This is a genomic window from Paenibacillus sp. FSL H8-0259 (assembly GCF_037963255.1).
Taxonomy (GTDB): Bacteria; Bacillota; Bacilli; order Paenibacillales; family Paenibacillaceae; genus Paenibacillus_AQ; species Paenibacillus_AQ phytohabitans.
This window is the reverse complement of sequence record NZ_CP150147.1, coordinates 2,566,157-2,579,054: the sequence shown is the minus strand read 5'-3', so window position 1 is coordinate 2,579,054 and position 12,898 is coordinate 2,566,157. Positions and strand designations below refer to the sequence as shown.

Sequence of the window (12,898 nt, the reverse complement as noted above, 5' to 3'; positions counted from 1 at the left end):
ACGGTCTGGACCCCGTCCCCATACACCGGGCCCGTTTGCGCTATCCGCCGCACATTGTATTCGGTTTTTCGCATACATCGGGCCCATTTACTCTATCCGCCGCACATTGTATTCGGTTTTTCGCATACATTGGGCCCATTTGCGCTATCCGCCGCACATTGTATTCGGTTTTTCGCATACATCGGGCCCATTTGCGCTATCCGCCGCACATTGTATTCGGTTTTTCGCATACATCGGGCCCGTTTGCGATATCCGGCATACATTGTATTCGGTTTTTCGCATACATCGGGCCCATTTACTCTATCCGCCGCACATTGTATTCGGTTTTTCGCATACATTAGGTCCGTTTGCGATATCCGGCACACATTGTATTCGGTTTTTCGCATACATCGGGCCCGTTTGCGCTATCCGCCGCACATTGTATTCGGTTTTTCGCATACATTGGGCCCATTTGCGCTATCCGCCGCACATTGTATTCGGTTTTTCGCATACATCGGGCCCATTTACTCTATTCGCCGCACATTGTATTCGGTTTTCCACATACATTAGGTCCGTTTGCGCTGTCAGCCGCACATTGTATTCGGTTTTTCGCATACATCGGGCCCGGTCCTTGTTCATCGCATTTCCCACCGCATACTCCTGCATAATCTTCAACATTGCGCTACATCCGGTTCGGCTGCAAGCAGAAAAGCGCTCAGCCGCATTGTCCAGCAGCCGAACGCTTTTCCAAACCTCATTGTCCTTGCGGCGCCCCCGCCTCTACCTGCGGTAGAAGGTGAAGGTGCCGTTTTTCATCTTCTTCTCGATCCATTTCAGCAGAAAAACCCGGTATAGCGGCCGGGTCAGCGGAAATACCAGTGTAAAGCCGATCAGATCCGTGACGAAGCCCGGCAGAATCAGCAGCAGACCACCAAAAAAGATACATAAGCCGTCCAGCATGGTCCGTCCGGGCACCCGTCCTTCCTGCATATGTGTTCTGCTGTCCTGCAGCACTTTTTTGCCTTCAAACCGCATCATGAGCAGACCGATGACCGAAGTGGCCAGCATGATCAGCAGGGTCTTGGGCGCTCCAAGAAAACTTGAGACATAGATGAAACCGAATAATTCCACGGCCGGGACGGCAAATAATGCAGCCCACAGCCATTTGTTCCTGATCATACTGCTCCTCCTTCTTCTTCCTTAAGCGCCGTAGTGATAGCGCGGAACAGCTCAGGCTGCGCCCTGTCGATACGCACAGGCTTCCATTCCTTGTTCAGCCAGACATGGCTCGTCGTGCCGCTGACCAGCAGTTCGCCGGGAAGAGGTTCACTGTCCGCCGGATGCGCCTTACGGGTCCCGGAGCGTCCGGAGGCTCCGGACGCTCCGCCTTCCCCGTGCTCTTCCGCCACACGGCGGATTTCATATTCATAGACAACCCTTAGCGCCGAGAAGGTTGTTAACCGTGCATACACGGCAATAAGATCATCATATCGCGCCGGGCTTTTAAATTGCAAATCTGCAGAGGTCACAGGCAATAACAGCCCCAGGCTCTCAAGTGTGCGGTAGGCAAAGCCCAGTCCGCGGAACATCTCCGTACGCCCGCTTTCAAACCAGGTCAAATAATTGGCATGATAGACCACACCCATCTGATCGGTTTCCTGATAACGCACACGAAATGAAGTTTCATGCCAGCGGCTGGACCACCCCGGTTTATGTGAATTCATATTCATGCTCCTTTCTGTAATGGCAGGCGGGCAGCTAAGCGCTGACTCCGCCGGAAGAGGCCTTCAGCGGCAGCTTGCTGCGTGAGCTCCGGGCGACATAGAACAGCAGAGCCGCGCCGGCCGCCGCACTCAGCATACAGGACAGATTCATAAGGCCGACCCCGCCCTGATTCAGCAGCATTCCGTTCAGCAGATTGCCCAGAATACCGGCAAAGCCGGAGAATACGATGTTAAATACGCTTTGTCCCGTCGCCTGCATCTCCGCAGAGGTAATCTTCGATACATATTCAACTGCAGCAATATAAAAGAAGCCGAAGGATAGGCCGTGCAGCACCTGTACCCCAATCATGACCGATGGATACGGGAAGGCCACCTGAATCCCCCAGCGCAGCACATAGATCAGCGCACCCAGCAGCAGCGTCCGCTCCATGCCCAGCCTGCGGATAACCTTAGAGGCGAAGAACATGGATGGTACGTTAGTGATCGACGCCAGAAACAGGGCGATCCCCGCATAGCTGGTCGAGCCGCCGACCGACTGGAAGGCTAGGACGAAATAAGTACCGAACGCCGTCATCGTCTGGTTCACCAGGAAGCTTCCCCCGAGAAAGGCCAGGAATATACGGTTGCCGAGCAGCTTTTTGACGCCCTGGGAGAAGGACTGGCTCATCATGTGATTCTCTTCCGCCTGCTTCGGCAGGGTGAAGGCAATGGCCACTGCAACGGCATTCAGCAGCAGAAACGGCAGCCAGATCGTGGATACCGAGAATTTAGATACATATTGCCCCCCGGCTATGGCTCCTACAGCGGCTCCTATGCTCATCATCATCCGGATGCTGCCGTAAGTCGATCCGGCTCTGTTCGCCGCTGCTATGGCGTAAGAGTCGGCAATAGGAGCCTGTGTGGAGGAGAAGATCGTGGATACCGTGTACACCAGCATCAGCACAATGAAATACTCCGACCGGTACAGCACCGCAAGCAGCGCCGGAACCGCCACACTCAGAAGAAGCACCAGCCGCGCCTGGTTATATCTGTCAGAGATCACTCCCCATAGGGGCTGCACACAGATCGCGATCAGTGTGCCCGTAGCCATCAGCATGCCGATCTGGCTGACGTTAAGTCCGTTTGATTTGAGCAGCAGTGACAAATAAGAGCCGAAGGAGCCCCCGGCGAGTCCCAGAAACAGATAAAACCCGCGCAGCTTCGATATTTTTTCCATTGGAGTTATAAGTCCTCTCTCTTCCTTTTTAACAGAATACCCAACCTTAAGAGCCTCTTACTGCATTAAATAGAGCAGAACATATTATGAGGCGGTGGACAAGTGGGCCAAGTCAATAGATTGCTAAGCAGCAAACCCTGTCTGAAAGATAAACTCAACACAGGCAGAGCCGTCAGCTCAGGCTTCGGCTGGACATCCAGCAACTGGAGCGGTTATGCCATCTCGGGCAAAAAAGGCACTTACCGGCGGATATCGGCCGACTGGATTGTCCCTTATGTAAAACCTACGGTCAAAGCCACGTATTCTTCGGCCTGGATCGGCATCGACGGCTTCCGGAACAGCAGCCTGATTCAGACCGGAACCGGCCATGAATCGGTAAACGGAACCGTCCGGTACTATGCCTGGTGGGAAATTCTGCCCGCTGCCGAGACCGTTATCCCCTTGCCTGTATCTCCCGGAGACCATATGCGTGCTTCCATCGTCAAGCTCAGTCCGGGTAAATGGTGTATCACTCTGCGCAATCTCAGCAAAAACTGGGTTTTCCGTACTGTCCAGCGCTATCAGGGGCCGCAAACCTCTGCCGAATGGATCATGGAAGCTCCCCAGGTGGGACAGAATATCGCACCGTTGTCCAAGGTATCACTGGTAAGATTCACCTGCTGCCGGGTTAACGGATGCAGTCCCAAGCTCAAGGCTCAAGACGGCGGCATTATGGTCCAGAACAAAACGCTGCTGGCCGTGCCGACTCTGCCGGGTCCCCGCGGCGATTCCTTCTCGGTCCGGCGGATCTACCGCAAAAGCCATCCTGCTGTGTACTCCAGAAACCCTATATTTACAAGAACCTGATTGCCCGGTTTCTCAAAACTCTCAATTCAATATATACATTTGCACCGTTTATATCAACCCGCAAGCGGAAACGGCTGTGCCTTCCTGCACAATAAAAAGAGCAGCGGCTAAGAACGCCACTGCTCTAATAGGTGTATTCTGTTAATGCTGCAGAACCTCTTCCAAATCCTAGTCGGCTGGAATTGTGTCTACCTTCACCAGGTTAGTGGAACCGGAACGGCCCAGCGGGATACCTGCAGTAATGACTACAAGATCTCCGGCTTTTACCAGACCGGAAGCTTTACCGCCTTGAAGTGCAGTTTCCAGCAATTCGTCAGTCGAAGTAGCTTCTTTGCCGAATACTGGAGTTACGCCCCAAACCAGCGCCAGCTGACGCATAGTTCTTTCCTGGGTAGTTACAGCAATGATTTGTGATTTAGGACGGTATTTGGAAACCACGCGTGCAGTGTGGCCAGTTACAGTCGAAGAAATGATAGCTTTAGCGTTCAGATCCAGAGCGGAAATCGCTACAGATTGGCTGATCGCTTCAGTTACCGTAGTTTCTTGAGCAATTTGCTGCTTCATGAAGATTTCACGGTGGTTCAGGGCAGATTCCGCCTTCTCAGCAATGCGGGACATTGTGAGTACGGATTCTACCGGATATTTCCCGGCAGCAGTTTCACCGGACAGCATGATTGCATCTGTTCCGTCGAAGATAGCGTTCGCTACGTCACTCGCTTCAGCGCGGGTAGGACGCGGGTTGCGCTGCATGGAATCCAGCATTTGGGTAGCTGTGATTACCGGTTTGCCGGCGATGTTACATTTCTGAATCATCAGCTTCTGAGCCAGAGGCACATCTTCAGCAGGAATTTCTACGCCAAGGTCGCCGCGGGCAACCATAAGGCCGTCGGAAGCTGCCAAAATTTCATCAAGGTTATCGACACCTTCTTGGTTCTCGATTTTGGAGATGATTTGGATGTGGGAAGCGTCGTGCTTCTCAAGCAATGCACGGATTTCCTGAACGTCGCTGGCTTTGCGAACGAAGGAAGCGGCGATAAAATCGATGTCCTGTCCGATCCCAAAAACGATATCATTGGTGTCTTTTTCCGTAATACCCGGCAGGGAGATGGATACTCCTGGTACGTTAACGCCCTTCTTGCTCTTGATTGTACCGCCGTTAACAATACGGGTCTTGATTTCGGTGCCTTGAATGTCGACAACAGTAAGACCAATAAGGCCGTCGTCGATCAGGATAGTCGATCCAACTTGAACATCGTTAGGAAGGTTGTTATACGTGATGGAGATACGGTTCTGGTCGCCCAGGATTTCTTCCGTAGTCAATGTCAGGTATTCGTCCTGAACCAGTTCAATCGGTTCTACTTCCAGCTTACCAGTACGAATCTCAGGTCCTTTGGTGTCGAGCAGAATGGCAACAGTCTTGCCAAGTTCTTTGGAAGCTTGACGGATCGTGTTGATCCGGGCACCGTGCTCTTCAAAATCGCCGTGGGAGAAGTTCAGACGGGCCACATTCATACCAGCCAAAATCAATTTTTTGATATTCTCCAACGATTCACTTGCAGGTCCGATCGTACATACAATTTTACTTTTCCGCATTAGGTTTTCCTCCGTTTTTTCGTTCTCTCTGTCTCACTTTTTCCAACTACAAAATCTACTATAAGGCTTGCTCTCTGTATAGGAACTTTATCACATGTAGTCACATGTACCTTTTATTGCGCCCTTATGAATATTACTGCAAGTTGAAGACAAAATCAATGTTAGTGCCTGTTTTTGCTGTAAATTAAAGTCGAATTTTATAAGAATGCCGTCAAAATAAAAAACACCCCGCAAAGTCTGCGGGATGATCGTAGTGGAAATAAATGGTTAAAAGTATTCCGAGCGGCTTACGGACAGGAATACACTGGAATATGTCAGAAAGTGCAAATGATAAGTGTGGATTACTCTACAATCTGCACTTCTTCTTCAGCCGCATCCTGTTCCTGGAGGGACTCCGAGAACTCGCCGATTTTGCGGAATTTAAGGTAACGGTCTTCCTTAAGCTCTGCCGAATCCATCACAGATAATTCCTGCAAATGACGCCATACCGCATCCTTGATTGCCGCTGCCGTTGCCTCGTAGTCACGGTGTGCTCCGCCTTTGGGTTCTGGAATGATCTCCTCGATCACTTCCATCTCCAGCAGGTCAGACGCCGTAATCTTCATCGCTTCAGCTGCCTGCTCTGCTTTGGTGGCATCCTTCCACAGAATGGACGCCGCCCCGTTGGGGGAGATCGCCGAATAGATGGCATGCTCCAGCATCAGGACCCGGTTGCCCACGGCCAAAGCCAAGGCACCGCCGCTGCCGCCTTCTCCGATAACGACGCAGATGACCGGTACGGCCAGCTGAGACATCTCGTACAAATTCCGGGCGATCGCTTCGGACTGTCCGCGTTCCTCTGCCGTATTGCCGGGATAAGCCCCTTTGGTATCGACAATGGTGATAATCGGACGGCCGAATTTCTCTGCCTGCTTCATCAGACGCAGTGACTTGCGGAAGCCTTCCGGATGCGCGCTGCCGAAGAAACGCAGAATGTTCTCCTTCGTATCCTTGCCGCGCTGCTGTCCGATTACGGTGACCGGACGGCCGTTCAGCTTGGCGATTCCGCCGACTACGGCAAGATCATCACCATACAGGCGGTCGCCATGCAGCTCCATGAAATCGGTGAAGATAAGTCCGATCAGATCCAGTGAGGTCGGACGGCCGTGATGCCGGGCCAGATGCATCTTCTGGGCCGGGGAGATATCCGAATACACTTCATTCTCAAGGATGTGGTAACGCTCCTCAAGACGGGCTACCTCATCTTTGAAATCAATACCCTTCTCTTCGCCAAACTGCTTCAGTTCAGCAATTTTCTTGCGCATTTCTACCAGAGGCATTTCAAAAGGCAACTCTCCTGCCAACCTAAAATCCCCCTTTCACATCATGCAGCTCCAGCAGCTTGGTTAACGTGGAGCGCATTTCCTTGCGGTGCACAACCATATCCAGCTGGCCGTGCTGCAAATTGAATTCTGCTGTCTGGAAATCTTCCGGCAGCTTCTGGCGGATCGTCTGTTCAATCACAATCCGTCCGGCAAAACCGAATACCGCACCGGGCTCGGCAATAATAATATCACCCAGGCTGGCGAAACTCGCCGACACCCCGCCTGTTGTGGGATCAGTAATTACGGAAATATACAGGCCTCCGGCTTCGCTGAACCGGGCCAGTGCGCTACTTGTCTTCGCCATCTGCATGAGACTGAGTATGCTCTCCTGCATTCTCGCTCCGCCCGAGGTGGAGAAGATCAGCATCGGAAGTCTCCGCTCTGTTGCTTCTTCAACCGCTCTGGTAATCTTCTCGCCGACTACGGACCCCATGCTCCCGGAGAAGAACTCAAAGTTCATCACCGCTACAATCACCGGATGGCCGCCAATAGTGCCCTGGCCGGTGATTACAGCTTCAACCTGTCCAGTTTTGGACTGCTGTTGTTCCAGCTTAGAGGCATAGCCGGGGAACTGCAGCGGATCAACGGACGCCATTTCGCTGTCAAACTCAATGAACCCTTCAGGGTCCAGCGTCATCGCAATCCGTTCCGAAGCGTTCAGGCGCATATGATAGCCGCAGGAAGGGCATATTTTCAAATTCTTCTCCAGTTCCTTGCTGTACTGGATCGTTCCGCATTTGTTGCATTTGTTCATGAGTCCTTCTGGAATCTCACGTTTGGGGCGCTCGCCTTCCGCCGGTCCGCCGCTTCGCTCCAGACGCTCTGAAGGAATGATCGCGTACTTCCGTTTTTTCTGAAATAAATCTTTGAACAAGGGTCGCACCTCTTCAGCCGTTTATTTGCGTAGATAGCAGCTTGCCGCTGTCATGACCGCTCATGTATCTCTAAGTTGTAAATCTCAAGGATGCAGAATCAGATTCAGGACCTCCTGCACTTCTTCAAGCTCTCCTGAAGGAACCAGAATCTCAAACTGCTGCTTGGACATATTAATCGGACGGCATTTTATCAGAAATCCTTCTTCCGTAAGCTTCCTCTGAATCATCTCCGCCACTTTGGCGGTCGGCGCTATATAGATTACCGTCCACATGCCCTGCAAGGCCTCCCTAATCTCAAATCCCAGCCGTATCCTGTATATAATGGAATCATGATAACACAGTTTTCTTTTTTCCCGCAACAGGCTCGGCAGGATGGCTGCTGGACCGGGAGGCCGCTTCCAACAAATGCAAGAGCTGCAATTATGCCTCTCCGGAGGCAGGAGAATAGACCTTCGCCCCTTCGTGGCGGTGGGCAATTCTGGCCGATGCCGCAGCTGCAATCCCGGCTACCAGATCATCAAGAAATACATGAATGCTACCCTTATCATCATTCAATTTGCCGATAATTCCAAGCTTTATTTTGTCCAGATAACCGAAACCTGTCAGCCCGATCATCCCGTATACACCCGTGATGCCTAGCGCCAGAGTCTCGTCCGCCCCGTAGAGCGATTCATCCGCCTCCAGCACTGCCTGAAGCGGCTGCGGCAGCAGCTTCTTCTCCGCCAGCTCATCCAGCGCGACACCTGTCATCAGCGTGTACTGTACTTCTCTTTTGCCCAGCACCGCCTTGACGCTTACGAGGCACTCTTCCTCAGTCAAATCGGGATAATAGGCCGATTGCAGAATATATACGATCTCAGCGATAGAATCAAGCGAAACTCCCCGGCGCTCCAGCAGGTCTGCTGCCAATTGATAGGACATGATGTGATTCCCCTTTCCGCACGGGACAATGCCCTGTGGTTCCCTAATGTATGCGGAAAAGGGCGGAAATGTGCTTATTTTAAATATAAGAAAATATGTTTAAGCTGTATGGGAATTTCCCGGTTCATCCGCTTTTTGCGGCAGAGACCGGAATACTTTGCAGAATCCTGCACAACGTGCAACATTTTCCTCATTTAATGAATGAAAATCCAAAATTGTTGTACAAAAGGCAGCAACTCCTCTTGTCCAGGCGGCTTAGCGGGAGAATTCCTGTATTTGATACAACAATTCTCCCGTACACCCGGCTAATTATGAATCAAAGCTGCAAAACGTACAACATTCTTGTCTGCAGTGCTTACCTGGAAGTCTCTATACTGCCGGCAGCGAATCTAGTGTAAGCAATGAACGTAATCCGCTAACCCCACGGCGATTGATCCGTTAATTATTGGGTTGAATCACATACCTTTGAAGCGGATACCTGAAAGGGATACGTTGTATTGCTGCTTCGGATGCAAAGCCTCCTTAGCGGACGGCAAGCCGTTCCTACCTGATTCTGACGGTTCCGGCTCCCAGCATGCTCTCTATTGCCGCAAACAGCTCCTCCGAGGGCTCGATCCGGTAGCTGTCGCTGAGCGCCAGCACCTTCTGGTTGCGCTCGTAGAACAGCAGCGTCGCGGCTGGTCCCGGATGGGTCTGCAGCAGTGCCTGGAGGCGCGGAAGCAGACCTTTGAGCTCAGCGCCCGGCGTGATCTTGATGAAGACACGCTGGGTGCTCTGCGCTGAGCTTGCGGAGCGCTCAGCAGGTGCAGGCTGCCCCGTGCGCAGCGGGGCAGGGCTTCCCGGCCGCGTAGCTGACGCGGCCGGGGATTGGGGCGCGGCCTGCGCAGCGGCCGCGTTAGCGCGCGCACCGGGCGGCTGTGCCGCCGGTGTGCGCGTGCCCGGTGCAGCGGCTGCGCCAGCTGCACTGCCGCTGCGGGCGCCGGGGCTTCCGGCGCCCGTACGGGCTGCAGGAGCTGCCGCAGGCGCTCCTGCGGGGGCGTTCCGGCCCGCGTAGGCGGGCCGGGCGCCTGCGGCGCTGCGGCGCTGCAGCAGGCCGCGCACGCTGTCCGCGGTGAGCGGTGCCACCTCCTCGGCCAGCAGCTTGAAGCCCTCGTCCTCCTGCTGCACCTTGGCGCGCAGGGCCAGCAGCGCGCCCTTCTCGATCAGGCCGCGGCTGCGTTTCCACACCTCTGGGAAGAGTACGACCTCGCAGCGCTCGATCTGGTCTTCCCATTCGACAAAGGCCATCGCCTTGCCGGCCTTTGTCGTAATTTCCTTAACCGACACGACCATGCCGGCTGTTACCGTCATACTCTCGTCTGCCATTTCGCCAAGATCCATCAGCTTCTGCATCCCCGGCTCCTCCAGCAGAGCCGCACTGTCGTCCAGCGGATGGCCGGACAGGTACAGGCCCAGCAGCTCACGCTCCAGCTCCAGCTGCTGGGTCACGGAGAATTTCGGGATATCCGGATAACGGATTTCCCAGTTCGGCGTCTCAATCAGATCGTCGAACAGCTGGATCTGCAGCTCATCGCGCTCCTTGCGCCACTTCGCTGCCGCATCGACTGTCTCATCCAGCATCGCCAGCAGCTGGGCCCGGTGGCCGGGAAGCCGGTCGAAGGCGCCTGTCTGCAGCAGTGATTCAATCACGCGCTTGTTGCAGACGCGCAGATCGACACGGCGGCAGAAATCAAGCAGGCTGTCGAACGGACGCTCCTTGCGGACCGCCATAATATTCTCCACCGCCAGCGTCCCGACATTCTTGACCGCTGCCAGTCCGAAGCGGATATGCCCGCTGCCTTCGCCGGGTACAGGGGTGAACAGCACGCCGCTCTCGTTAACATCGGGCGGCAGCACGCCGACCCCGCTGCGGCGGCATTCCAGTACATACTCTGCCACCTTGCGGTGCGTCCCCATAACTGCGGTCAGCATTGCTGCCATGAACTGCACAGGATAATGCGCCTTGAGATACGCAGTCTGGAACGCCAGTACGCCATAGGCGGCAGCATGGGCACGCGGGAAGCCGTAGTTGGCAAACCGCACGATCATGTCATACACCTCATTGGCATCTGCCTCCTGATAGCCCTGCTTCAGACTGCCCTCCACAAAGTGGCTGCGTTCCTTGTCCAGCGTCTCCCGCTTCTTCTTGGACACCGCCCGGCGCAGCAGATCGGCTTCGCCGAGCGAGAACCCCGCCATCAGGGAGGCAATCTGCATGATCTGCTCCTGATAGACAATGATGCCATAAGTATCAGCCAAAATCGGCTTCAGATCAGCATGAGGATATACGACCTCGAACTCCCCGTGCTTGCCCCCGATGAATTTCGGAATAAATTCCATCGGACCCGGACGGTACAGAGCCACCACGGAGACAATATCTTCAAAACCGCTGGGCTTCAGATCCTTCAGCACCCGCCGTACACCCGCGGATTCCAGCTGGAACACGCCGGTGGTCTCGCCTGCCCCGAGCATCTCGTAAGTCAGCGGATCATGATCCGGGATGAAGCGGAAATCAGGGACGCTGCCGGTCATTTCCTTCACCCAGTTCATGCAGCGTTCAATAATCGACAGGGTCCGCAGCCCCAGGAAGTCCATCTTCAGCAGGCCTACACTCTCCAGATGCTCCATGGAGTACTGGGTCAGCGCTGTACTCTCACTGCCCGCCTGGAGCGGAACGGCATCGGTCAGCGGCCCCTTGGAGATGATCACTCCGGCAGCATGCGTTGAGGCATGACGCGGCATGCCTTCAACCTTCATCGCCATGTCGAGCAGCCCTCGGGTCTTCGGATTGGTATCATACAGAGCCTTCAGCTCTGGCGTGCTCTCCAGCGCCCGGGTGATGCTGATGCCGAGCTGGCCCGGAATCAGCTTCGCCGCCTTGTCCACCTCGTTATACGGCAGATTCAGCGCACGGCCTACATCCCGTACAGCTGCTCTTGCCGCCATCGTTCCGAAGGTGATGATCTGCGCCACATGCTCCTTGCCGTATTTGTCCACCACATAGGCAATAACCTCATCACGGCGTTCGTCACTGAAGTCAATATCAATATCGGGCATCGTAATCCGCTCCGGATTCAGGAAACGCTCGAAGAGCAGATTGTATTTCAGCGGATCTACATCCGTAATCTTCAGCGTATATGCTGTAAGACTGCCTGCCGAGGAACCACGGCCGGGGCCGGTAATAATACCATTCCGGTGGCAAAAAGCGATGAAATCCCAAACAATCAGGAAATAATCGCTGAATCCCATGCTCTCAATGACGCCCAGCTCATAGGCCAGCCGTTTCTCGGCCGTTTCCTTCTGCTCCGGAGATGCCCACAGCGGCGTATCCGCATAGCGCTCCTCCAGCCCGCTGCGGCACAGCTCACGCAAATAAGCGGCGGCATCCAGCCCTTCCGGCAGAGGGGAATACTCCGGCAGAATATGATTGCCGAACGTCAGCTCCAGATTGCAGGCTTCTGCAATGCGCAGCGTATTCTCCAGCGCCTGCGGCACATGCGGGAACAGCGAGGCCATCTGCTCGCCGCTCTTGAAGAACAGCTGATCCGTGCCGATCTTCAGACGGTCCTCATCATCCACAGATTTGCCTGTGCCAATACAGATCAGCACATCCTGAACCTCGGCATCTTCCTTGTCCATATAATGCACGTCATTCGTAGCCACCAGGGGAATATCCAGCTTGGCAGCAAGCTGAATCAGCTTCGGATTCACCCGCTTCTGTTCAGGCATCCCATGATCCTGCAGCTCCAGGTAGAAGTCCGCGCCAAAAATCTCCTTGTAACGCAGCGCCGCCTTACGCGCTTCCTCCTCACGCCCATGCAGCAGATGCTGCGGCACCTCTCCGCCAAGACAGGCGCTGAGGCAGATGATGCCCTCGGCATGCGCCGCCAGTGCTTCCATATCAATCCGCGGCTTGTAGTGCTGGCCCTCCAGATGGCCGATGGAGATCAGCTTCATCAGGTTCCGGTAGCCGATCTCGTTCTTCACCAGCAGAATCAGGTGATAGATCGGCTGATCCTTGCGGCTGCCCCGCTCACGGCGCGAGCCTGCGGTTAAATAAGCTTCACAGCCGATAATCGGCTTGATGCCGTTCTCCTGGCAAGCTTTATAGAAAGGGATAGCCCCGTACATCACTCCATGATCCGTCAGCGCCAGCGATTTCATGCCGTATTCGCCGGCCCGGCGCACCAGATCCGTAATGCGCGCCGCCCCGTCCAGTAAACTGTATTCGCTGTGCACATGCAAATGCACGAAAGGGCTCATTATCCCCACTTCCCTTCAGTTCCAAAATCAAAACATAAGATGAAACTATTTTATCATATTAGAGGGGGAACCGCCCAT

General features: G+C 54.3%; 10 protein-coding genes. 1 reads left to right on the top strand and 9 read right to left on the bottom strand.

The genetic code is table 11. The features are described from left to right. Positions 1-759: 759 nt before the first annotated feature. The 3 genes from NSU01_RS10865 to NSU01_RS10855 are packed head-to-tail and all read right to left on the bottom strand — an operon-like array spanning position 760 to position 2,919. Entirely contained in the window at positions 760-1,158 is a 399-nt protein-coding gene (locus NSU01_RS10865; protein ID WP_036695825.1) for an FxsA family protein, read from the bottom strand. Then, a complete protein-coding gene (locus NSU01_RS10860) occupies positions 1,155-1,703 on the bottom strand; it encodes a thioesterase family protein (protein WP_042135417.1) in 549 nt (182 codons plus the stop codon). Before NSU01_RS10860 ends, NSU01_RS10865 begins: the two co-directional genes overlap by 4 nt. 34 nt (positions 1,704-1,737) lie before the next feature. Continuing rightward, on the bottom strand, positions 1,738-2,919 hold the full coding sequence (locus NSU01_RS10855; protein ID WP_042135415.1) for an MFS transporter: 1,182 nt from the start codon (positions 2,917-2,919) through the stop codon (positions 1,738-1,740). Between the two features lie 102 nt (positions 2,920-3,021). Between NSU01_RS10855 and NSU01_RS10850 the strand changes: the two genes are divergently transcribed. Further along, positions 3,022-3,765: a G1 family glutamic endopeptidase gene (locus NSU01_RS10850; protein ID WP_052421761.1), complete on the top strand. Its 744-nt coding sequence runs from the start codon at positions 3,022-3,024 to the stop codon at positions 3,763-3,765. Between the two features lie 168 nt (positions 3,766-3,933). Here NSU01_RS10850 and pyk read toward each other — a convergent pair whose 3' ends face one another. From pyk to NSU01_RS10820, 6 genes are all read right to left on the bottom strand, one after another. Continuing rightward, complete coding sequence (gene pyk, locus NSU01_RS10845) at positions 3,934-5,358, bottom strand: pyruvate kinase (RefSeq protein ID WP_039307670.1); 1,425 nt, start codon at positions 5,356-5,358, stop codon at positions 3,934-3,936. Between the two features lie 341 nt (positions 5,359-5,699). Then, complete coding sequence (locus NSU01_RS10840; protein ID WP_076242748.1) at positions 5,700-6,701, bottom strand: acetyl-CoA carboxylase carboxyltransferase subunit alpha; 1,002 nt, start codon at positions 6,699-6,701, stop codon at positions 5,700-5,702. A 1-nt stretch (position 6,702) separates the two neighbouring features. After that, entirely contained in the window at positions 6,703-7,596 is an 894-nt protein-coding gene (gene accD, locus NSU01_RS10835; protein ID WP_039307665.1) for an acetyl-CoA carboxylase, carboxyltransferase subunit beta, read from the bottom strand. Positions 7,597-7,680: 84 nt separating this feature from the next. Beyond that, on the bottom strand, positions 7,681-7,869 hold the full coding sequence (locus tag NSU01_RS10830) for a hypothetical protein (RefSeq protein ID WP_036700684.1): 189 nt from the start codon (positions 7,867-7,869) through the stop codon (positions 7,681-7,683). Positions 7,870-8,017: 148 nt separating this feature from the next. Then, positions 8,018-8,518, bottom strand: coding sequence for a phosphatidylglycerophosphatase A (locus tag NSU01_RS10825; RefSeq protein WP_039307658.1), 501 nt, complete (start codon positions 8,516-8,518; stop codon positions 8,018-8,020). 543 nt (positions 8,519-9,061) lie between these two features. After that, a complete protein-coding gene (locus tag NSU01_RS10820) occupies positions 9,062-12,820 on the bottom strand; it encodes a DNA polymerase III subunit alpha (protein ID WP_076242747.1) in 3,759 nt (1,252 codons plus the stop codon). Between the last annotated feature and the right edge of the window lie 78 nt (positions 12,821-12,898).

What these genes read in the sequence shown, in the direction of transcription:
- NSU01_RS10865 (WP_036695825.1), bottom strand. Translation starts at nt 1,158, where the DNA reads ATGATCAGGAACAAATGGCTGTGGGCTGCATTATTTGCCGTCCCGGCC.
- NSU01_RS10860 (WP_042135417.1), bottom strand. Translation starts at nt 1,703, where the DNA reads ATGAATTCACATAAACCGGGGTGGTCCAGCCGCTGGCATGAAACTTCA.
- NSU01_RS10855 (WP_042135415.1), bottom strand. Translation starts at nt 2,919, where the DNA reads ATGGAAAAAATATCGAAGCTGCGCGGGTTTTATCTGTTTCTGGGACTC.
- pyk (WP_039307670.1), bottom strand. Translation starts at nt 5,358, where the DNA reads ATGCGGAAAAGTAAAATTGTATGTACGATCGGACCTGCAAGTGAATCG.
- NSU01_RS10830 (WP_036700684.1), bottom strand. Translation starts at nt 7,869, where the DNA reads ATGTGGACGGTAATCTATATAGCGCCGACCGCCAAAGTGGCGGAGATG.
- NSU01_RS10825 (WP_039307658.1), bottom strand. Translation starts at nt 8,518, where the DNA reads ATGTCCTATCAATTGGCAGCAGACCTGCTGGAGCGCCGGGGAGTTTCG.
- NSU01_RS10820 (WP_076242747.1), bottom strand. Translation starts at nt 12,820, where the DNA reads ATGAGCCCTTTCGTGCATTTGCATGTGCACAGCGAATACAGTTTACTG.